General features: G+C 45.9%; 36 protein-coding genes. 30 read left to right on the top strand and 6 right to left on the bottom strand.

What is annotated here, in order from left to right:
- Nucleotides 1-8 precede the first annotated feature (8 nt).
- The 17 genes from ACYVD4_RS29340 (at nt 9) to ACYVD4_RS29260 (ending at nt 8,274) form a co-directional block, all read left to right on the top strand.
- Nucleotides 9-329, top strand: coding sequence for a hypothetical protein (locus tag ACYVD4_RS29340; protein WP_460951711.1), 321 nt, complete (start codon nt 9-11; stop codon nt 327-329).
- Nucleotides 271-618, top strand: a complete 348-nt coding sequence (locus ACYVD4_RS29335) for a hypothetical protein (protein ID WP_460951709.1) — start codon at nt 271-273, stop codon at nt 616-618. The genes ACYVD4_RS29340 and ACYVD4_RS29335 overlap by 59 nt, the downstream gene beginning before the upstream one ends.
- Nucleotides 619-621: 3 nt before the next feature.
- The gene (locus ACYVD4_RS29330) at nt 622-1,101 is read left to right on the top strand and encodes a hypothetical protein (RefSeq protein WP_460951707.1); all 480 of its coding nucleotides are present in this window, start codon (nt 622-624) and stop codon (nt 1,099-1,101) included.
- A complete protein-coding gene (locus ACYVD4_RS29325) occupies nt 1,098-1,343 on the top strand; it encodes a hypothetical protein (protein ID WP_460951705.1) in 246 nt (81 codons plus the stop codon). The genes ACYVD4_RS29330 and ACYVD4_RS29325 overlap by 4 nt, the downstream gene beginning before the upstream one ends.
- 76 nt (nt 1,344-1,419) lie before the next feature.
- The gene (locus ACYVD4_RS29320) at nt 1,420-1,926 is read left to right on the top strand and encodes a DNA-packaging protein (RefSeq protein WP_460951704.1); all 507 of its coding nucleotides are present in this window, start codon (nt 1,420-1,422) and stop codon (nt 1,924-1,926) included.
- A gap of 3 nt (nt 1,927-1,929) precedes the next feature.
- A complete protein-coding gene (locus tag ACYVD4_RS29315) occupies nt 1,930-3,300 on the top strand; it encodes a terminase large subunit domain-containing protein (RefSeq protein WP_460951703.1) in 1,371 nt (456 codons plus the stop codon).
- A gap of 176 nt (nt 3,301-3,476) precedes the next feature.
- Nucleotides 3,477-4,889 (top strand): phage portal protein, encoded by a 1,413-nt coding sequence (locus ACYVD4_RS29310; RefSeq protein ID WP_460951701.1) that lies wholly within the window; start codon nt 3,477-3,479, stop codon nt 4,887-4,889.
- Entirely contained in the window at nt 4,879-5,061 is a 183-nt protein-coding gene (locus ACYVD4_RS29305) for a hypothetical protein (protein ID WP_460951699.1), read from the top strand. The genes ACYVD4_RS29310 and ACYVD4_RS29305 overlap by 11 nt, the downstream gene beginning before the upstream one ends.
- Before the next feature lie 158 nt (nt 5,062-5,219).
- The gene (locus ACYVD4_RS29300) at nt 5,220-5,471 is read left to right on the top strand and encodes a hypothetical protein (RefSeq protein ID WP_460951697.1); all 252 of its coding nucleotides are present in this window, start codon (nt 5,220-5,222) and stop codon (nt 5,469-5,471) included.
- A gap of 11 nt (nt 5,472-5,482) precedes the next feature.
- Nucleotides 5,483-5,629, top strand: coding sequence for a hypothetical protein (locus tag ACYVD4_RS29295; RefSeq protein ID WP_460951696.1), 147 nt, complete (start codon nt 5,483-5,485; stop codon nt 5,627-5,629).
- Nucleotides 5,626-5,856 (top strand): hypothetical protein, encoded by a 231-nt coding sequence (locus ACYVD4_RS29290; RefSeq protein ID WP_460951695.1) that lies wholly within the window; start codon nt 5,626-5,628, stop codon nt 5,854-5,856. Before ACYVD4_RS29295 ends, ACYVD4_RS29290 begins: the two co-directional genes overlap by 4 nt.
- 12 nt (nt 5,857-5,868) lie before the next feature.
- Nucleotides 5,869-6,222 (top strand): hypothetical protein, encoded by a 354-nt coding sequence (locus ACYVD4_RS29285; protein WP_460951694.1) that lies wholly within the window; start codon nt 5,869-5,871, stop codon nt 6,220-6,222.
- A 2-nt stretch (nt 6,223-6,224) separates the two neighbouring features.
- On the top strand, nt 6,225-6,464 hold the full coding sequence (locus tag ACYVD4_RS29280) for a hypothetical protein (RefSeq protein ID WP_460951692.1): 240 nt from the start codon (nt 6,225-6,227) through the stop codon (nt 6,462-6,464).
- Between the two features lie 6 nt (nt 6,465-6,470).
- Nucleotides 6,471-6,860, top strand: a complete 390-nt coding sequence (locus ACYVD4_RS29275) for a WDGH domain-containing protein (protein WP_460951690.1) — start codon at nt 6,471-6,473, stop codon at nt 6,858-6,860.
- Nucleotides 6,861-7,706: a phage minor head protein gene (locus ACYVD4_RS29270; protein WP_460951688.1), complete on the top strand. Its 846-nt coding sequence runs from the start codon at nt 6,861-6,863 to the stop codon at nt 7,704-7,706.
- Nucleotides 7,699-8,055 (top strand): hypothetical protein, encoded by a 357-nt coding sequence (locus ACYVD4_RS29265; protein ID WP_460951686.1) that lies wholly within the window; start codon nt 7,699-7,701, stop codon nt 8,053-8,055. Before ACYVD4_RS29270 ends, ACYVD4_RS29265 begins: the two co-directional genes overlap by 8 nt.
- Nucleotides 8,056-8,067: 12 nt before the next feature.
- The gene (locus tag ACYVD4_RS29260; protein WP_460951685.1) at nt 8,068-8,274 is read left to right on the top strand and encodes a hypothetical protein; all 207 of its coding nucleotides are present in this window, start codon (nt 8,068-8,070) and stop codon (nt 8,272-8,274) included.
- Here the strand turns inward: ACYVD4_RS29260 and ACYVD4_RS29255 are convergent.
- Nucleotides 8,228-8,836 carry a hypothetical protein gene (locus tag ACYVD4_RS29255; protein WP_460951683.1) on the bottom strand — a complete coding sequence of 203 codons (609 nt, stop codon included), beginning with the start codon at nt 8,834-8,836 and terminating at the stop codon, nt 8,228-8,230. The genes ACYVD4_RS29260 and ACYVD4_RS29255 overlap by 47 nt on opposite strands.
- Before the next feature lie 93 nt (nt 8,837-8,929).
- On the opposite strand from ACYVD4_RS29255, the gene ACYVD4_RS29250 reads away from it, so the two are divergent.
- From ACYVD4_RS29250 to ACYVD4_RS29190, 13 genes are all read left to right on the top strand, one after another.
- Nucleotides 8,930-9,637, top strand: a complete 708-nt coding sequence (locus ACYVD4_RS29250; RefSeq protein ID WP_460951682.1) for an HK97 family phage prohead protease — start codon at nt 8,930-8,932, stop codon at nt 9,635-9,637.
- Nucleotides 9,638-9,643: 6 nt separating this feature from the next.
- On the top strand, nt 9,644-11,095 hold the full coding sequence (locus ACYVD4_RS29245) for a phage major capsid protein (RefSeq protein ID WP_460951680.1): 1,452 nt from the start codon (nt 9,644-9,646) through the stop codon (nt 11,093-11,095).
- Between the two features lie 50 nt (nt 11,096-11,145).
- Nucleotides 11,146-11,496, top strand: a complete 351-nt coding sequence (locus ACYVD4_RS29240) for a hypothetical protein (RefSeq protein ID WP_460951678.1) — start codon at nt 11,146-11,148, stop codon at nt 11,494-11,496.
- A 13-nt stretch (nt 11,497-11,509) separates the two neighbouring features.
- Nucleotides 11,510-11,893 (top strand): hypothetical protein, encoded by a 384-nt coding sequence (locus ACYVD4_RS29235; RefSeq protein ID WP_460951677.1) that lies wholly within the window; start codon nt 11,510-11,512, stop codon nt 11,891-11,893.
- Between the two features lie 102 nt (nt 11,894-11,995).
- On the top strand, nt 11,996-12,499 hold the full coding sequence (locus ACYVD4_RS29230) for a head-tail connector protein (protein WP_460951675.1): 504 nt from the start codon (nt 11,996-11,998) through the stop codon (nt 12,497-12,499).
- On the top strand, nt 12,496-12,819 hold the full coding sequence (locus ACYVD4_RS29225) for a head-tail adaptor protein (RefSeq protein ID WP_460951673.1): 324 nt from the start codon (nt 12,496-12,498) through the stop codon (nt 12,817-12,819). Before ACYVD4_RS29230 ends, ACYVD4_RS29225 begins: the two co-directional genes overlap by 4 nt.
- Nucleotides 12,812-13,240 (top strand): HK97-gp10 family putative phage morphogenesis protein, encoded by a 429-nt coding sequence (locus tag ACYVD4_RS29220; RefSeq protein ID WP_460951671.1) that lies wholly within the window; start codon nt 12,812-12,814, stop codon nt 13,238-13,240. Before ACYVD4_RS29225 ends, ACYVD4_RS29220 begins: the two co-directional genes overlap by 8 nt.
- Nucleotides 13,237-13,668 (top strand): tail completion protein gp17, encoded by a 432-nt coding sequence (gene gp17, locus ACYVD4_RS29215; protein ID WP_460951670.1) that lies wholly within the window; start codon nt 13,237-13,239, stop codon nt 13,666-13,668. Before ACYVD4_RS29220 ends, gp17 begins: the two co-directional genes overlap by 4 nt.
- Nucleotides 13,656-13,976, top strand: a complete 321-nt coding sequence (locus ACYVD4_RS29210) for a hypothetical protein (RefSeq protein WP_460951668.1) — start codon at nt 13,656-13,658, stop codon at nt 13,974-13,976. The genes gp17 and ACYVD4_RS29210 overlap by 13 nt, the downstream gene beginning before the upstream one ends.
- A gap of 3 nt (nt 13,977-13,979) precedes the next feature.
- Nucleotides 13,980-14,435 carry a phage tail tube protein gene (locus ACYVD4_RS29205; protein WP_460951667.1) on the top strand — a complete coding sequence of 152 codons (456 nt, stop codon included), beginning with the start codon at nt 13,980-13,982 and terminating at the stop codon, nt 14,433-14,435.
- Nucleotides 14,436-14,471: 36 nt separating this feature from the next.
- Nucleotides 14,472-14,867 carry a hypothetical protein gene (locus ACYVD4_RS29200; RefSeq protein WP_460951665.1) on the top strand — a complete coding sequence of 132 codons (396 nt, stop codon included), beginning with the start codon at nt 14,472-14,474 and terminating at the stop codon, nt 14,865-14,867.
- 316 nt (nt 14,868-15,183) lie between these two features.
- On the top strand, nt 15,184-17,760 hold the full coding sequence (locus tag ACYVD4_RS29195) for a tape measure protein (RefSeq protein WP_460951663.1): 2,577 nt from the start codon (nt 15,184-15,186) through the stop codon (nt 17,758-17,760).
- A 1-nt stretch (nt 17,761) separates the two neighbouring features.
- Entirely contained in the window at nt 17,762-17,986 is a 225-nt protein-coding gene (locus ACYVD4_RS29190; protein WP_460951661.1) for a hypothetical protein, read from the top strand.
- Between the two features lie 2 nt (nt 17,987-17,988).
- Here the strand turns inward: ACYVD4_RS29190 and ACYVD4_RS29185 are convergent, their stop codons facing one another.
- From ACYVD4_RS29185 to ACYVD4_RS29165, 5 genes are all read right to left on the bottom strand, one after another.
- Entirely contained in the window at nt 17,989-18,192 is a 204-nt protein-coding gene (locus ACYVD4_RS29185; RefSeq protein WP_460951659.1) for a hypothetical protein, read from the bottom strand.
- Between the two features lie 95 nt (nt 18,193-18,287).
- A complete protein-coding gene (locus tag ACYVD4_RS29180) occupies nt 18,288-18,581 on the bottom strand; it encodes a hypothetical protein (RefSeq protein WP_460951658.1) in 294 nt (97 codons plus the stop codon).
- 60 nt (nt 18,582-18,641) lie between these two features.
- Entirely contained in the window at nt 18,642-18,833 is a 192-nt protein-coding gene (locus ACYVD4_RS29175; RefSeq protein ID WP_460951657.1) for a hypothetical protein, read from the bottom strand.
- Nucleotides 18,834-19,364: 531 nt separating this feature from the next.
- A complete protein-coding gene (locus tag ACYVD4_RS29170) occupies nt 19,365-19,604 on the bottom strand; it encodes a hypothetical protein (protein WP_460951656.1) in 240 nt (79 codons plus the stop codon).
- Nucleotides 19,605-19,818: 214 nt separating this feature from the next.
- Entirely contained in the window at nt 19,819-20,241 is a 423-nt protein-coding gene (locus ACYVD4_RS29165; protein ID WP_460951654.1) for a hypothetical protein, read from the bottom strand.
- Between the last annotated feature and the right edge of the window lie 55 nt (nt 20,242-20,296).

Here is a 20,296-nt window from a genome sequence, read left to right as displayed (position 1 = left end):
AACTACCTATGACTTTACCGAAGTCTGTATTATTAATGGTTCGTGACCGCCTAAATGAAGATCGAGAGATACCAGATTGGCGACAGCAAGAAATTGATCACGAATTTGAGGTGTATGCCCGTGTTGTTCGTCGCTATGGAAGCTATAAGCTACAGGATTCGATTATATCGCTAGACTGGCGTGATGCGTTTGAAGCATTAGGTTATACAGTTACCGAAATTATTGAAGAGTCCGGGTATCCCTCGACTATTATAGCTAAAGTAAAGGTGAATGAAGACACGAACACAGCCCACGCAGGACGAGTTGGAGACGCAGATAAGGGAGTTTAACGAGGTGTTTGGGGTGGAAGATGTTGCAAACCAAATGACCGACAACCTATCCGTTCAGTTAGACGAACTGATACTTACTTCTGTTCAGAAACACATCCCAGAGTTTAATCGGGCGAATGCTGCCAACTATGCTCACCGACTTTCAATTGTACAAGAGCAAGGGAAACGGTATCCGCAGCGGTACTGCTTAGATCATGGTACGCCAGATGAAAAGCTGCTGTTTGAGTTAAACGAGCCTGTTATTGAATTAGGCGATATGTTAAGTTATTCTCAGACCTACAAGCAATAAGCTATGACAGATAAACAGATTCGGGATATTGCGGCTTATTGGGGAGCTAAGTGTAGTTATGAGCGCGAAGATACCGGGCAACACACGCTGGCCTATTTAAATAAGCTAGGTTTTATTGGTGCCACCATGCTTCACAATCTGCAAGTCGAGGGGTTCATACGCAACCTCAAACTTCACCTCCGCCCGATCAGTAGCTTGACGAATGAGGAATGGCATCAGGTATTTGGACATTTATTTTCTGGGCATGAATGCCTTAGAGTTGAACGAGATACAATAGCTGGTATATATTGGTTATCGAGAAATGATTTAAGCGTTCGTATTGAAGCCGGGCCACATTATAGTGGTTTTAATGTATGGGCGTCCTGTGATTATGGGGATCAGTCTGCCGCAATAGAAGCCGGGACAATCATTCCCTACCTCCAATCCATCGGCGTCTACGTTCCGGGCAGTATTGATGAGGAGTTTGTAACGATACAGCCATGAGTCCATTCGAAACGCTCCTTGGTAAAGCTCTCGATTTGCATGAAGAGTACGATAACAATCCTGATCCAAACACAGGCTTTAAACTTGGCCATCACGACAACCCGCAAATTGTGTTCTATTCCGTGCCTTTGGATCGGATGGATGAATTTCTATCCGAACTAGACAGTGTGAATGTGCCTTACACATATCGAACAGAAGCGGTAGATGATGAGGTACAACGAGTAATTGTAACGGTACAATAAGCACCCCTACTTGACACGTGGGGATTTTTTCGATAGCTTTACTTTGTTATTGAAATAACTTTGCTATACAAAGTAAGTGGCAGCACCAGCAGGAAATCAATTTTGGAAACTCAGGTCCGAGCATGGTCGAGATAAGCTTTTCGAAACTCCGGAAAAGCTTTGGGAGGCTGCTTGTGAATACTTTCAATGGTGTGACGATAACCCTTGGATTAAAGTTGAGCAGCTAAAGAAACCTTCTGCTGAATATGACAAGGATGGCAATTTTGTTAAGATGCATGTTATTGCCGAATTGCCGACTGCTAGGCCATATACTTTAAAAGGACTGTGTTTGTACTGTGACGCAAGTGAACAGTTCTGGCGCACATTTAAGGCTTCTAGCGCATCTGAAGATTTTTTAGCGGTCATAATACGCATAGAAGAGGTTATCTACACGCAGAAATTCGAAGGGGCAGCTGTGGGTGCATTTAACCCTAATCTTATCGCTCGTGATCTGGGATTGGCAGACAAAAAAGAGCATTCCGGCAAGTTATCCATTGAGCAGATCACTGGGATGAGGGTTGTATCAAGTGACAAACCCCAATAGCGAATGGAACTTCAGTTCGACGTATACGGCAATAGTAAACAACTGGAGGTCTGCCAACACTGGCAAGACTCATCGGTTACTGATATTGTGTACGGCGGCAGTAAAGGTTCTGGTAAATCCTATTTGGGGTGTAGTCTCATATTTGGTGATGCGTTGACCTATCCTGAGACGTTTTATTTTATTGCCAGAGACTCACTAACCAATATTCGTAAATTCACTATCCCCTCGATTCATGAAGTATTTAATCACTGGGATTTAGGGTCTGAGTATTACGTTTATAACGGACAAGACAACTATTACACACTTTACAATAAAAGCCGTGTGTATTTGTTGGATGCGAAATTTTTACCCTCCGATCCGCTTTATGCCCGGTTTGGCTCCATGCAGATGACGCGTGGCTGGATTGAAGAAGCGGGGGAGTTTAAAGAGAGCGCCAAAAATAACTTATCTGCATCGATTGGGCGGTGGAAGAATGACGTATATAGCTTAGCGCCAAAGCTTTTACAGACCTGTAATCCGGCCAAAAACTACCTATACAAAGAGTACTACCGGAAAAATAAAGAAACCAAACTTGAACCCTGGAGACGCTTTGTTCAGGCTTTACCGCAGGACAACAAAAAACTACCGCCGGGCTATCTGGAAAATTTACATCGTACCCTATCGCCTAATGAAAAACAACGGCTATTGTATGGTAACTGGGAGTATGATGACGATCCGTCTGCGCTAATTCAATACGATAAGATTATTGATTTGTGGAGTAATAAACATGCACCCAAAGGGCAACGGTTTATAACGGTTGATGCTGCTCGTTTTGGCGGGGATAATGCCAAGATATTCATTTGGGAGGGTTGGCATCTATTAAAAGCATACTCATTTCCCAAGTCGAGTATGGTAATGCTGGCCAACGAAATAGAGCGACTTGCTAAATATTGGTCGGTGCCAGCATCAAATATTGTCATTGATGAAGACGGTGTAGGTGGGGGCTGTATCGATATTTTGCGTGAAACGAAATCGATGCACGTAAAAGGGTTTATCAACAACTCATCGCCATTAGAAGAAATCTCTCCCGAAGGTTGGATAAAGCCGAATTATGACAACCTGAAATCACAATGCTCGTTTCGGCTCGCCAACAGAACTAATCAGGGCGGGTGGTTTATTGCCCCGGATGCTATGTCTATTGAAGATAAGCAGGCTTTAATTGAAGAGTTAGAGCAGGTAAAACAAAAAGATATGGATAAGGATGGTAAAAAGCGGGTGATCCCTAAAGAAGATGTAAAAGAGTTGATTGGTCGAAGCCCGGACAATTCGGACTGTGCGATGTTTCGCGAATTTTTTGAACTCAAACCTAAACCCATTGCCCAACAAGTCTGGTAATATGTTCTTTTTTATCCTGATAATCGCCGTATCCCTTAACGCATTTTTTGCAGCCTACTTCGCTATCCGTGCTCTTCAAGAGAAAGATGTAAGTACTCAAAAAGGGCAATGGGTATTCGCTGGAGCTTTTGGCTTCAATCTAATTGCTGGACTCACCTTATTCGCAATCTACCCCTATGGGCATTCTTGATACACTTAATAAAGCGGCTACCGGCATACTCCCCGCACGTACCTCTGCTACATCCGCCAGTAATACGGCTGTCGTGACAGGGATTAATCGGAGCGGACTAGTCGGATTTAATGCTCTGGAGATTTATCCGGCGCAAAATCCTGCCTTGCTTCGCTATGGCTACATGGAGAACCATTACGTGTTCACTGTAGCGGACTGGAAAGCCTCCCGTTCCGCTGAAGCCCCCCCGCTCCTTTACCGCGTCAAGAGTAAAAAACATCTCCAGCAATACCGGCAGCTTTTTGGTAAGAAAGGTATGGAGGTGCAGGCACTTGTTGCTCGTATCAAAGCACTGGAGGAAATTGATGAGCACCCATTACTGAAGGTACTTCGCAATCCTAACCCGGCCCAGACGTGGCGGGAGCTTGATTACGCACTAAACGTCTATTGGGATTTTGGTAACTCATTACTGTATGGTGTTCGTTTAACCGCCGGTATGAACAAAGGACAGGTTCGGGAAATCTATGTTTTGCCCAATACGCTCTATGTAGGCGAAACACCCACCACCGCAGGGTACCTCAACTATGTGCATAGCACCGATTCGAGCATACGTATACCCGGTACCGATGTGTTACACCTCCGCCGATTTAATCCTGATCCGCTGGGGATAGGTGGCGGCTTGTGGGGCATGTCAAAATTATACCCAGCCCGGCGGCTACTCACAAAGGCAAATCAGGCTATCGAAGCAGAAGCAGAGATGTTTCAGAACCGATCAGCTCGAACCATCATCTTCCCGAAAGGTGTGAGCTATGCCGATATGGCCACGATTGGCTTTGATGGAGCCAAGGCAACGGAGGATATACGTAAAAAACTAAAACAAGCAGGCAGTGGCGGTATTGCGGGAAATAGCGTTGAATTAGGATCAATAACGCTCGGTTTGTCGCCCGTTGATTTAGATATACTTGAATCCAATAAAGTTAGTAAAGAAGAGCTATGTCATTTGTGGCACCTCCACCCGCGTAGCGTCTTCCCTATTAGTGATGGGAGTTCAATGGGTGGTAATCAGGAAGAGGAAGCTAATAAACATAGCATCCGCGCGGGGGTATTGCCTGACCTTCGCCTAAAAGCTGAGAAGCTTACCAGTTGGCTATGTCCAGCTTATGGCGATGACTTGTTTATTGACTTTGATACGGACGTATATCCCGAAATGCGGCTGGATGGCAAGGAAATCGCCGAATATGTGGATTCTATCCCCTTAACTGGTGACGAACGCCGGGCTCTTTTTAAGTGGGGTGAAACCGGTAAGCCGGAAATGCAGGTAGAACTAATTAAAAACAACCTCATGGCGGTGTCGGACTTCCTTATCCAGCCCGATGAGTCGCAGGATGAGGTAGAAAACGACGGAAGCTATGGAAAGTAACTATAAGCCTAATCAGTCTCGTAACGAGATTATACCGCAGGGGTTAGTTGACCTGCATTGTATTACTAAACCTTTGTTAATGGGCAAGAAGTCGGTTCGTGTGATAAAGAAAACAATCAACCCAGTCCGGGCGGCAGTTCGAGCGCTGGCCTATTGTGGTACAAACCGATAAGGCTATGTGCGAGAAACGTACCTACGACTCAAAACGCGAAGCTCAGACGCAACTCCACGCGATTTGGCGACGTGCCAGAAAGAAACGTCCGCAGCGTAGTTATTACTGTCCGGCTTGTAAAGGATTTTATTTAACATCACAAAGGAAGGAGTAACGCTATGCATTTGCGATATAGTTTAGATGGAGCACCGTTAAAACATGCACAGCACGTAATGCGTGATTTGGGCATCACATACCAACACGCAACACCGCAGAGCGTGGCAAGCCAATGGTGGTTCTGGAATTGTGAGAATGTGCCGGATGAATTGCCGGAATATCTTTCTGAATTAAAACTTAATCCAATTGAACAGATTGGCAAAAGCTTAACGAAAGAGCAGGCGGAACGTATTTGTAACTACAAGAACGAGTAACCGATAACGCTATGGAACTAAGAGAACGAATAGAGCGGGAAATTGTGCGAATCGACAAGGAGCTTGAAACAAAGAAAGGTCAGGCGATGGAGGTTGAGTTACGTGCTCAGCAACGTATTCTGAAAGTGATGTTAAAACCAGTAAACGCAAGGGTATGAAAATAGGATATCGTCATAAGTTAACTACAATCACTATAGAGCGTATCACGGGTTATAGTGAAGAGGAGGTTACGGAATTGTTAGAGCGCATAAAAGTAAATCATCCCAGTGTCACAGTAAACTTTATAGACGATAGCGGGAATGAATTTAATGGCACTTTACCTGAGCTAAATCAACTGAAAGAACTTGCTCAAAAAATTAGTTATAGCAGCCCTAAAAACAATTGACCCAGATATAGTATGACCCTAAATGAAATGTTTTTAGATAAGCTCATTGATGAGGAAAAAACGATTAGTCGTTTAGAAGGAGAACTGTCAAAGATTCAATCTCAAATCAGTGAAGCCAGAGTAAATGTAGATAGCTACCAAAAGCAATTCGCTCGAGACAACAACTTTCACATTCCTCACAAGTTTGTGTATTGGCGTAATAATCTTGCTTACCTAATAAGTTTTAATGTAGACGAAGTTGTAACGCGCTTTGAGGTTGTAAAAAGCTTTGGACGCGAACCTGTAAGTGCTGGCATAGAAAATACGCAGCATTGTAAAGACCACTTGAAAGCCGTCGAAGCTCACGAAAACGGATATTCTATATAACCATGAAACGACGTAATTTCTTAAGTAGCCTGTTTGCGACTGGTGCTATTATCAAGAACCCTGTGCCAATTATTTGCGGTAAAGAATCCGGGAATGCGGAGGTGGTTGTGGAGGAAAGCGTTAAGCTAATTCCTCATGACGAATGGATTGCAGGACTAAAGGATGAAGGAAAGATATTATGTCGCACTCTATTTGAAATGCAAAAAGACGGCACGGTAAAAAAAACTGAACTGCCAATCTAAAAAACTATGACAACTGTAGAGGAAATAAACGAACTAATCAAAACCGTCGACAGCAATCAAGTATCAGACGGATATCATACGTTTGGTGAATTGTATGAGCACCGTATAGCACTGTGGATTCTTCTTTTGAGATGTATTGCAGGGTCTAACGGAGCATTTAGCGATGTGTGGCGCAGCAAAGCTCACTCAGATGGCAGCGTTTGGGATGGGTGGTTCATTCTAGGATTTGAGAAAATGAAAGGTCAACAGATGACCTATCATCTACCAATGTCTAAATGGGATGAATGTTCCTTTGCTGAAACACTTTTACAAGCGCCAAAATGGGATGGTCATACCTCGGATGACGTTTTAAAGAGAATCGAATCTTTATCGAGAGACTTGGGAAAGCTTTTTTAAATGACCTCGGCGCAGCAACAGACCTACCACACTCAATACCTCCGCTGGAACACCCAGCAGGAGCGTTCTATGGTACGTTTGGTGCGAGCTAGAATGGGAAAAATGGCAGACGGATTAATATTAGCACTAAGCAAGTCGAATCCCGATGGTACTCTGGCTCTATTGAACCTGTACGTTTCCTTATCTGCTCACGAAAGTCTTTTACAGGCAATCTATATTCAGGTGGGCGTTGCTGCCGCCGAACGGGAGTATAATCGAATAATGCCCCCTGCTAAAGCGAATCAGGAAGCAGTTAAGCTGAAAGATAGAGACAAGCCGGGGAGTGGGCAAAGCTCGAAGCCAAGTAGCCTTATACAACTAAACTTCAATTCCGAGAAGTGGCGGCAAACGATGGTAGCGTTAGCGCGAAGCAGCGAGACCGCCCAACGTATTAGCGATATAACCGAGAAGACACGTCAACTTGTGCGTGATGTATTCGCCGAAAGTGCTTCACAGCGATGGAGTTTACCTAAGCTGGTAAAGGGCATACGTACGGTTTTAGTCGACAAGAAACGGGCGAGACTAATTGCCCGAACCGAAACGACACGTGCCGCCAATGCCGGTCATGAAGCGGGGGCACAAACAACGCTGTTAGTGCTCAATAAAGTCTGGATTGCGACGAATGATAGCCGGACACGGGATTTGCACCGCGCTATGCTTGGGGCTAAACCTGTGCCACGTGATGGTAAGTTTACGGTTGGCGGCAAAGAAATGAAATATCCAGGTGATCCAGCGGGTGGTGCTGAAAATGTGTGTAACTGCCGTTGTACAGTGGCGTACGTGCCGGCTGACGTAAATTATGACTGAGATGCAACACTTTACTAACCTCAAATTAATACACGAGCACCCCACTATTATTGGCGGGAAATGGCCTGTTCGTATTTACACGACTGATTCGGGAGAAGGTAAAGTGCGTTATCACCTAGGCTTTTTAAAGGATTGGTTGCATGATATGGTTTGGACTATTGCAGAAACGGAACCCTATTTAGGTGAAAAGCACTGGAAAGAGGAAGATGGATTTTATATATTCTGGTTGTCTGTTTGCGAAAAGCCAACCGCTACACCGCCTTTTGAAAAACTTCAAAATAACCTTGCGCAGATGATTAGGCACATAAACAGCGCACAGGCATTTATTCGAGAAGCAAGCAACAGCTAACCCACTCACGAAATGGCACTACTGAACAACCAACTATCAGAAATCCTGACACCAACAGGATTCTACCGGAACGTAAAAGAATTGACGCCCACTCTAACGGTAGAGCAGGCGTATGAAGAAGTAGAACGGTCGCATATCGCCATTTGTGGGAAACCTCGCTATCCGGGCGGATTTAGCTCGTTTGACCGGGTGAAGAAACGGTACGACCAGAAAAAATAGCCGAGTAGCCCATTTTTACGAAAGTATCATCGATAAAATCCTGAGCGGTAAGTTTTATTAATTCGGTATCGCTAAAGGTTGTATTGTTAAGTGCTTCAAACGAAATAGAAGCTCTATTTTCAAAGTATGTGCCAGTAGATTTATCTGGTCGGCTCATTGCGTACAACCGCAACATGCCATATCTTCTATCACTATGTAATTCACAAAAGAGTGGCACTCCTTGACTGTAAAAAGTGCGCATTCCAATCCGGTAAAGATTTTCACCTATAAGTTCTGGCTCAAATTCTTGACTAAAAAAAGGTGCATCAATATCTCGATCCTCTACTAGCTCTATTTCTGAATCGACCCAATACCTACCCTTTTGAAGAATAAATCGAGCGTTGGTCGTTTGATTAGTTTCTGGCAACGTTTTATCGTTCATGGAAATAACAAAATCGCCAATTGGTAAAGGTGCAACCATTACGATTGGGGCTACAGTCCCCTTCTCGCTCATTGTTAAATTAGTAATGGCTTCGTCATGTTGACTACGAAGCATTTTGGTGGGTGTTTTTGTCTCTTTCATATTATAATATACACAAAATACGTGACAATGTCACTGTTTTACCCCTGCTAACCTCTCCAATTTCACGACAGGAATATCACCACCTGTTTTGCTGTGAAATTTAAGCTTTTCGACACGCCGGGACTAATCAAAGATGCTGACCCTAAAAAGGGCATCGTGACTGGTTATTTTGCCTGCTTTGGCAATAAAGATTCCGACGGTGATATTATCCGGTCTGGTGCGTTCGCCAAAACAATCTCCGAAAACGGACCCAACTCTACCCGCCCTCGTATCAAGCACTTACTTGATCACCGTACCAACCAATCTATTGGTAAACTTTTAGAGCTTAAAGAAGACACCAAAGGGCTGTATTACGAATCACAGATTGGCACACATGGACTTGGTGTAGATTTCCTCAAAATGGCCGAATCTGGTCTAATTACCGAGCATTCGATTGGCTATAGTGTCATAAAAGGCAACTGGGATAAAAATCAGGATGCTTACGAATTATTGGAACTGAAGCTATACGAAGGCTCTAGCCTTCAATTCTACGGAGCTAATCCAGATACACCATTAACGGGTATTAAATCCCAAGCCGATATTGAACACACACTGGCAATTCTCGAAAAGCAATTGCGCAGTGGTACTCTTACCGACGAAACCTACGAATTCTTACAAAAACAATACGACGCTATCGGCGCTGCACTAACGTCAAGAAAATCCACTGAGCCGTCGGATGACACTCAGCCGGACCAGACCAAGCAAAAAGCAGAAAGCATCGGCATTCCAAAAGGATTTTTCACTGACTTATTTTCTAACTAACTAAAAATGAAAGAGCAACTGCTGTTACTCTCTCTGGTTCTATTGGCTGTTGCGGCCCTGACGAACCATACCGGATTCGGAAATTCCCTATCCCTTTCGTACGCATCCCTACATAATCCAGCACGCAACTGGTTCTCTGTCCTGTACGAACGTGCTCAACTCTGGTTCGATAAAGACGCCGAAGAGCTTCAAAAAGAATTCAAGGAAGGCTTCGAGAAGTACAAAGGAGAGATTAAAAACATTGTCGATGGCATCAAGGATGCATCGGATAAAAAAGCCAGCAAAGATGAGGTTGATAAGCTAAAAGAAGACCTGGATGGTAAAATCAAGCAGGTTCAGGATTTAGCGGACGATTTACAGGTAAAATCTAACCGGCTTCACGAAAATCAGGAAAAGCAGGGCGGCAGTAAATCACTGCTAACGCTGGTAGAGGAAGGTATTACCGGCTTAAAAAGTAAACTTTCCGAGAATAAAACCGGCATTATCAGCCTCAAACAACTGTTTGAAAACTCGCCGGCTCACGGTAAAGAAATTTCAATTGACCTCAAGGCGGTCAGTAATATTTCAGGTTCGTATGCGCTCACAGGTGCCAATACGAACATTATGCGTGCGTTTGAAACTGAACCCGGTGTAGCGAAAGACCCAACGGCCCCGCTATTTATCACGGATTTGATTTCAACCGGCACAACGGATTCGGCAACGATCTACTGGACGGAACGTGTATTGGTTGAGGGAGGTGCTTCGCAGGTAGCGGAAGCGGCTAAATTCAGTCAGGTATCGGCTAAATACGAAAAGAAATCAGCCAACGCGAAGAAAACCGCAGCCTACGCCAAAATCACTGAAGAAATGGTGGAGGATGTGGATTACATCGTTTCGGAGGTTCAGGACGAAATTGTAAGCGGGCCGAATTCAATTCGGGTGCTGGTGGAAAACCAACTGCTTACCGGGGATGGCACCGGAGAAAACCACAAAGGGATCTTTACGTATGCAACACCGTTCGCCGTGCCTACCGGTTTTGAAACGCTGGAAACGCCAACCAATTACGATGCGGCTAAAGCAGGTATTCTGCATGTGGTAAAAAATAACTTCATGCCTGACTACATGCTGGTGAATCCGTCGGATTTGGTCAACATGGAGCTAACCAAGGATGCCAACGGCAACTACGTAATGCCTCCTTTTGTGGGTCAAAACGGCATGGTTATCTCAGGTGTTCGCATTGCTTCCAACAACCGGATAGCGGAGGGGCAGTTTCTGGTGGGTGACATGAAACGCGCCAAGCTGTTCATGAAACGCCAGCTTACGCTTAAATTCTTCGATCAAAATGAAGACGACGCACTGTATGATCTTCGTACCATCACTGGTTCGTTGCGCGCTATTTTCCGCGTGAAAGGCCCGGATCAGAAAGCCTTTATCAAAGGCACATTTGCTGACGTAAAAAATCTCATCAAAACCGTCTAAACTGCTTCGTTTGGGTATGGCTATGCTGTACCCAAACGGGCCTTTATATCATGAAAAAACTATTGTTATTAGCCGGTTTTACGTTCTGCATTGCATTATCCGTTCAGGCGCAGAATATAACCAAGGTTACTAAAATTACTCCCGCTACTTCCCTGACTGGTGTAATTGTATTGGAAGACACCACAACAAATCAAGAGTATTTGCCGATTCGGCGGGGTGACGCGCTTGTAAAAGTGGCAGGTGCCGCCACGACGGCGCGTGTATCGATCTGGTTAAAGCATACCGGTAAGTTGATTTATACCGGACTCCTAACGGGTATTTATGTGCCTTTGGCTGGCGGCAATCCAGTGTCTCAGACCTCAGCACAGAAGCTTACGTATTTAAAAGCAAACGGGTATTAACCACTCAACGACCATGTTTTTAAAAGCAAAAGAACGGCAAACGGGCGTGTACGGCACTGTCAACAAAGGCGACACGATTGAGGTGAGTGATTTTTTGGGTCAGGAGCTAATTGAGATTGGCACCTTCGAGGAAACCTCTAAGCCAAACGATACCGCCACCGCCGAAGAGGTCAGCGAACATAATGTTTCTGGCTTAAAACAGGAGCCTATTCATACCGATGGCACTCCCCGTGAAATCTTAAATACGGATGGCCGTAAACTTCACGAAACTGGACCATTAGCTGAAGCCGAAGCATCCGCCCGGATTGAAGCGGGTGAAACGGCTGATTTAGGTGATGTGCCGGTTAGCGATGGTGACGAAGCTGCCACGAAAACGGACAAGAAAAAAAAGTCATGAGTACGACCAAGCCTGTAAAAACACCCAAGCGGGTAAAGCAGGAAAAAATAGTGCCTCAGACCAAAGAAGATAAAACCGCTATCGGTCGTCAAACAAAATAGCATGTATCAGACAGCAACGCCCATAGTAACTATTGACCGGCAGTCCAGAGCGGCCGACCCGCAACTAGGCAAACTAAAGGCGTTGCTGTCGATAGATTTTGACGATCACGATACCCGGCTTGGTCAGTGTATTCTGTCTGCCAAGCAACGCATCGAAAAGGTAACGGGGCTACTGCTCGATAAAGCTACGGTGACAATTCGATGGAGCCAGCTCTACGATTTTGAGCGGGTGCCGTTTGGTCCAATTAACGGGGCAATTATCGCGAAGGATTTGTCGGATACGGTACTCACCGTTGATGGACTAAGTGGCTCATTTCCCACGCTGACGGGCAACTACCCAAAGGGTGTACAAATCAGCTACAGCGCAGGATATGGCGAAGAGAATCCAATGCCGGATGATTTAGTCGAGTCGGTTTTGAATCTGGCGGCTAACCTATTCGATAATGGTAGCCGCAACTGGAAAGAGGGAGCCGTGCTCTATCGTCAATATACGTGGGCGTCATGACACCGCAGCGAACCGAACGAATCTATTTCGATGAAATAGAAGAGGTGTCCGATGGTGGAGTTGGTAATGTAGGTGAGCCAGTTGAGAAATGGTCGACACTAGCGAACTGGAAGCCCCTAAAAGGCTCCCGAATGCTGGAGGCAAATCAGACCTCACTTCGACAAGGCTACGTGTTTACGTTTTGGGTCGATAAACGGTATGAGCCGCAAACAGGCAGTATTATCCGGTTTCGGGATGAGAAGCTAACGGTTCAGGAGTTTCGCTACACGGACGAGACCCGCAGGCGTTACGAATTGATTGCACTGGAAGGCAATGGCTAGCAGCGTCGCGATCAAAGGTATGTCGGGGCTTCAGCGATTCTTGCTGAATCTGGCGCCTAGCCTGAAACGTGAAATCAAGGTCATTACCGAAACGACGGGGCGTAACATTGAAGCTGATGCGAAACGGCGCGCGCCGGTCGATACCGGTAAAGGTCGGCAGAGTATCCGCTACGAACCAACAAAAGGCGGTTTAGGCGCATCAGTATCGGTGAACGAGCCCTATATGTGGTATCACGAGTTTGGTACCGGTGGAGCAGTAGAGATACCCGAAGGTTTCGATGAATTCGCGAGTGGATTACGGGGTAAAGGTGAGCGGACAATCAACCTGCCAGCCCGACCCTTCCTGATACCTGCGTTTATCGTGCATCGGGAAAAGTATTACAAAGACGTGCAGGACGCGCTAGACAGATTATTTCGATGAACGACGCAGCCTACGCCCTTTCTGTTGCCTACGCCGAGCTGATGGCTGGTTTTAGCTATAACGGGCAGGTAGTGAAGGTGTACGATCAGATCGCAGACAACAACGCGAAAGCACCGTACATCATCATGGGGCCTTGGGTGGCGACGAGTGATAATACCAAGTGTGGGTTCGGGCAAACAGGGCAGATTGTGCTGGATGTCGTGAACCGATTGCCGGGCAATCAGCAGAGCCGACGAGCGGTGACAGAGATTGCCAACCTGCTTACCCGTCTGCTGAAGCCTGACACTACCGCCGAAGTACTGAACGTACCCGGCTTTCAGTCCTGGAATACGCGCATTGTTGGCGCACAGGATGATACACAGCGAACCAATACGGACACCGTTGTCCGAAAACTTATAACGGTTGAACATTCATTATGGCAAGCATAAAACAGGCGGCCAAAGTGGTGCATCAGGCTTATGAAGCAATTGTACCCGGCAAAGATAAAGCCGTAAAAGTGTCTCATGTTGTGGATGAAAACGGCTTAGTTAAAGTATCGTTATCGGGCAAAAAAAGCCTGATTGATTCGCTGCTAGAAAAGCTTCAGGCGTCGGTTAGTGTTCCTGCCGCACTGGGCCCTTTAGATGGCATCCTGATTCACTCCAGCGCGCTAGAAACAAAAGATGGCCCTCACACTGAAAAAGCGGAGGATCAGCAAAAAACACTCACTATAGACCACGTACTAACCACATACTAAGTCATGGCAAATAAGGTCAACTCGTCCCGATTTAAAATACTTCTGACTGAAATTGTCTCTAGTGTTCCCGTCGATAAGCTAATCACGGAACAGCTTTCTATGACAAATTCGCGGTCGACCAACACAATTGACGTAACCAGTAAAGACAATAACGGCTACGAAGAATTTATTGGCGGACTCAAATCCGGCGAAGTTAGCTTTGATTTTATCGTCGATTTAAGTGTCGCGTTAGCAGATGCGGCTAAAGCCAACTACCTAAAACTTTCAGCACTGGAAGCGGCTCGTACGGTGGCTACATTCAAGGCTAAACTTGACGACGGACTAGGCGCACTCTCTATTACGTTCAATGCGCTGATTACCAAATTTGACACCTCCGCTCCACTGGAAGACAAAATCACTGTTTCAGTCACGATGAAACGATCTGGCGCGCCAACTGAAGCCTACGTACCTAATCCATAACATGAAGCCCCTGTAAACTGACGGGGGCTCTTTTTTATGAATAAACTTTCTGGATATAAACTGTTCCGGCTTGATGATGGAACAGAAGTAGAAATGAAATTCAGTAACGGCACCTATGCGCTGTTTGCTGAATTAATTGGTGTTGATGAGGTTGAGGGATTGGAAAAAAGTATTCAGGTGCCAACAAAAGAAGTTGATGGCGCAATTGTGCCGAACCTCACGTTTGCATTCCTGAAAAACTTTCGACTGTTCGTTCTGGCGGCAATTCGTTATGCAGCACTGGCGCAAGGTAAGTCGGATAATTTCAACGAATGGCAAGTGCAGGAATGGATTGATGAAATCGGCATTGAGAAGATTTTTGCCATCATCGAAAAGGCTCCAGAAGATCCTAAAAAAAAGCAGGGAAAGGCTCAGGTACGGGCGAGTCAATAACGATTGCTCGGCAAAAGCAGCTTTGCTTATCCGCGCTCAATATTTCGCCTGAAGCGTATTACGATTTAACGCCACCAGAGACAGCGTATCTACTAGAAGGCGTAACAAACCGTCGAGTTGATACCCTGCGCAATACGCGCATCATTGCCACTCAGATTTATAACATATTGGCTAAAGACCCAAAATCTGAGCGGGAATATATGCCACTACCGGGTGATAATGAAGAGTCCCAAAATACTGGCACCGATCCAAGGGAAGCTTTTATGATACTAGCCACCGCAATGGGTGCAGAAATAACTTCCGAACCAAGTGAATTATGAATCAGGGATTAACCGTCGATATAGGAGCCAATATTGCTGGATTACAGCAGGCACTTAGTCGTGGATTATCTCAGATTCAGTCGTTTGCATCCGGTGCCACCGCTTCGCTAGGACGTGCCTTTAATACCCAAACCTTTGCGTCGGGCGCGCAGGCAATCGGTAATTTCGCTTCTCAGGCGCAAAGTGCAGGGCAGGCGATTAGTATCGGCCTATCACTCCCCCTCGGCGCATTCGCTAAACGTGCTATCGAAACGTATGGCGAGTTAGATTCATTACGCCGTGGACTAGCTACCTTAGAAAAAGATTCTACTGCTCTTACGGCCCGGCTTCAGATGCTTAACAAAATAGCGGAGCTACCAGGTCTTGGGATGAAAGAAACGATTCAGGGCGATATACGTCTAAGAACTGTCCTGAATTCCATCTACGGGATTGATAAGGCCGCTGCGATGTCGCAACGTACGTTACAGGCGTACGGAAATGCTGTGGCGTTAGTAGGTAAAGGGAAAAGTGAATTCGACAGAGCACTGTACGGTATTCAGCAATTAGCGAATACGCCGTTTCCGCTCGGCGAAGATCTTAACATCATTAAAGACGCGATTCCGCAGGTAACGCCCTTGTTGAATGCGGCTTTTGGTACATCCCGCTCGGAAGACTTTAAAAAGCTGAAAGTCTCCTCGCAGCAGTTGATGGAGGTTATACTTAACGGCTTAGAGGGCCTACCAAAAGCGAGTGGTGGGGCTAAGAATGCGTTTGAAAACTTTGGCGACGGTGCTACACGTGCGCTTGATAAGCTAGGCGAAAGTCTGTTTAAAGCACTTCATATTGATGGGCTATTATCCGCTGTTGGTAGTGCCATTACAAAACTAGTCGACAGCTTCACCAACCTCCCCGCCACAACCCAAACCGTTGTTGCTGCGTTTGGCGTAATGGCCATTGCGTTGCCTCCACTTATTGCTGGTATTGGTTTCTTCACAACCAGTGTTTTACCTGCGTTTCGGGCCGGACTAGCTGCTACACGCGTTGCAATGGTTGCGTTTAGTGGGCCAATTGGATGGGCCGCTGCCGCCATTGCGATAGCCGCTGTGCTAATTATTGCCAACTGGGATAAAGTAAAGAACGCACTTACTAGTAGCGGGGTATGGGATCAGTTGAAATCACTCGTAAAATCGGGGCTAGGTGTAGTTACCTCCCTGTTTGGTGTTTTTGCTAATCTCTTTCAGGGTGATTGGGGGGCGATGTGGGAGCATATTACCAACATAGCGAAATACGCATGGAACGCCCTGATTAGCATATTAGGTGGTGGTGTTCTGGCTATTGGTGGACTTGTCGCTAAAGCGTTTTCGCTCATTGGGGCAGACGATTGGTCTAAAGCTATCGAGGGGCGAATGGATGAGGTAAAAAAGACTATCGAAAGCCGAAAGTTCGATATTGCCGCTCCATCGTTCAATTTATTCGAAGGCTTCAACTTTGGTGGACAGCAGGGTGCAATGGGAAAAAATCGCCCTGGTTCACTGGATGGAAAAAAAGGCAAAGCAGACGATTATTTCTTTGTCGATTACCTGCGTGAACGGGTGTCTGCTCTTGCCAAAGAGATCCAGAACCTCGAAGCGTTAGGCCAGAAAGTCCCCGACACACTGCGTAGGGATTGGGCTAATTTCACGTCTGAGCTTGAAAAAGCAGAATTGGCAACTCGGGGCATAATTGACTTAGGTGATAACGCTAAACCAATCCAGTTGCCGCAGAATCGGTTCATACAGGCTATGAATAGCGCAAATGGGCCGCAATTGCCGGGACTAGCTGAGTTTCAAAAACGTGCTGTAGAGCAGTTTAAAAAAGCACAGGAGTCAATAGTAAAAGAGATACAAAGCTTTTCTGGCTCTACAAGTTGGTCGAGTATTGGTGGTATTGGCGATTCGTGGGGGGGAGTAGCGTTAAAACGACTAGAGTCTAATAAAGACCGTATCATTAAGAGTGCCAAAGATATGGCAATGGCCATTCAGGAGGTACTCACGCAGGGCGCGGCTGGCGCCAGCGAAGCAATGGGGGGCTTTATTGCGGGGTTATTGACCGGCGCGGCCGGAATCGATGAATTACCTAAAGTCATTCTTGGTGTGTTCGCGGACATGCTTCAATCACTGGCAACCGCGATGGCTGCATCTGCCGCATTTATGTTGTTTGTGCCTGGACTTCAAGGTCAGGCTTTAGCACAATTTGCTGGAGCAACCGGACTGTTTGCGGTAGCGGGGTTGTCGCGCTCACTGGCAAATAAAAAAACTACCGCCTTTGCGGATGGCGGTACAGTTGCCGGGCCGACCTATTCCATGATTGGTGAGGGTCGCGGTACAACAAAATCAAACCCCGAATGGGTAACGCCCGTCGACGTAGGGGCTAGTCTTGTCGCTAAAGAGTTGGGGCGTATGGGCGTTTTTGGCAATATGGCCAGCGGTGCAGCTATGACACAATCGCAACGGCGTGATATGACGGTAATGATTAATGTAGGTGGCTCGTTTGAGTTGGAAGGTGATAAGTTGAGGCTAGCCATTGAACGGGCGGCTCGTAATGCAAGTGTCTAATATGGCAGTATACGTATCGATTGACGAAGCGCAGGTATTAACCCGGATCGGCTTTTACGAAATCTGGCTGGAGACGATTGTAACGGGCGTTACGCACGAAAAAGCGTATGACCACGTCGAGAAACTACACCAGCAGATCAACAAACGAGGCAAGCGTATGTACTCTGACTTTCGCTCATTCTACCGCCAGACGTTCAAGATAAAAAAGGAGTTGGCAGAGGGGTGAGGTTATTGCTCAGGTGGTACATGACCTATCCCTTCTTTATATTTATCAACCATAGTTTGCCGCATATTTTGCCAGTATACAACCTCCGCCTGATTGTCTCGACTAGGCCGCACTAATTGAGTTTTCATTGCTGACAGTAAATTTTGCTCTGCCCACTCGACAGCCTGAGTAATAGTCATTCCTTCTGGCTTCTTTGTTGTTTCCATAGTTAAATTTATGTAATCTATTTACACAAAAAAAACGCCCCGGCCAGTAGCCAGAGCGTTTCTGCATTATCAGAACAACAGTGACACTACACTGTTTATTTGTAGGCCCGGTCTCTGACCAGCCGAATATCGTTTAACTCAGGCACCACCCGCACAGCTTCGGCGGGAATAATACCTCTGGCAATCCAGTTTGTAACGGTGTTGATGGTTAGGCTATATTTCTCGGCGTATCGTTTGATGGTCAGCCACGCCGTCGTGTCCAGTATATGGTCAGGCAGGGTATGTCCTTTTGACTGAATAAAAGCAATACTGGCAGCAAGTTGTGCTTCAGCTTCCTGAATGGCCCTTTCTTCCGGGCTAATGGTTTGGTTGGTCTGGTCGGTTGTCATATCGGGGGATGTTTAGTTGATTAACGCATATAGGGAAAGGGGGAGATAATCTCCCCTTTTTTATTCATCGTCAGCTTTGAGTTGGCTTAGCCATTGGATTAAGTCCCGGTGGCCAATTAGCTGAAACCAAAGCCTATAATAAAGGGTGGCCAGCGGTTCGCCTTTTCTGTCCATCTCTTCCAGCGTATGCCCTAGTTTTTTGATCTGGCTCTCGCTGAGAAGGATCATGTTGTCAATTTCTTTTCGTGTCATGTTGTTCTGATTAATTACTCTACAAAGATACGCCTTGTGTGATAACCACACAAGAGAAAGGGCAATTATTTTTCGCGATATTTTCAATTATTTTTGACCCTATGGAAGACCTTTTCTTTAACTCCGCGAAACACATCTACCTCCGCTATTAGGGAATTCACTACAAGCGAATCATCGGCAAAGGGTGGCAGGTAATCACCAAGGAAGAAGCTGAAAGTGTGGAGTATGATAAATGGACGCCACTGCATGAATTGCAACGTCAGGCGTACATACCAATGTTGAAAAGTCAGGGATTGATTGAGGAATAATAATATGGACTATTAAGATAGATACGGCAATCCGTTACCTGACCCTAATTTTACGCCACCGCCTAACAATAATGGCGGTGGATGGTGTGCTGTTTTGGTGCTTCTGCCACTAATTGTGTTTTTGGGGCTATTTGCGTATTCTAGCGGTAGTGGTATTCTTGGGCTTGCTGTATTGTTTCTGATATTAGCAGCAATAGCCAAAGCGCGGGAAGAAGACTAGTTTCTATTCAGTCGCATCCACCAATCCCATTATAAACAGCACATCTTTCTTCAACGTAATACCCAGACTAAACCCTTCGATTACCAGCGTTCTGGTGCGCTCATTGAAGCCAGCCAGTAGTGATTTATACACCATCTGGTGGTTTTCTTTCGAGACAAACCGCCAACCCATATCGAACAGAATCGGACGGGTCAGGTGGTCGTGTTTCGGTAGTGGTGCGGGTGGGTCAAAGAGGGTTGCCATGCTGTAAATATAAACGCCAGCCCCGTAATGAGACTGGCGTTTTGTTAAACTAGTTTTTAATTGGACCTGTCGTTGGGCGTGGTCGCTGTGGCACCTGCGGAGGCACAGGTCTTGGTTCTCTTATCATGTTATTTAATTTAAATTGCCCTACAATTTACCTGTTTCGCAAGTGAGCATCAAGTTGTTAGATGTAAATAATGTCCCTTTTTTATATCTACACTATCGGCATTGCAAATACTTCACGCAATACCGTACTCGGATACATGTTCACCTGACCAAATCGCGGATCGGGTGTCGTTTCCGTCGGTATGCCGCGTTCTTTGCAGATTCGACTGGCTTTTTGGCCCACACTTGACGCAATTTTCAGCCCGATATTGATCCGGTTTAAGTTCGCGTACCCTGCCACAGTGAAATAATCGGGTATGGTAGTGGTTTTGGCTTCAAGTTGTCGAATGGATTCTGCCTGTTCAGATTGAACCGCCCTTACCTCCGCCAACTCTCTGGCTTGTTGTTGCAGTATCTGAACTGATTGAACAAGTATGTCCAGTTGAGAAAGGGCAGGAGTTTGTCTATTCTGCTTTTCGTAGTCGATAAAGTATTGGCGAATTTCTTTGCCCTTATCGCTACGTTGAAGCATTCCAATTTCTTTAGCGCAATCCAAGGTCAGCGCGTAATCTATTGAAGGCCTACCA

The organism is Spirosoma daeguense, assembly GCF_054776875.1.
Note: the sequence above shows the minus strand (reverse complement) of the source record. Positions and strands in the feature narration are given on the sequence as shown.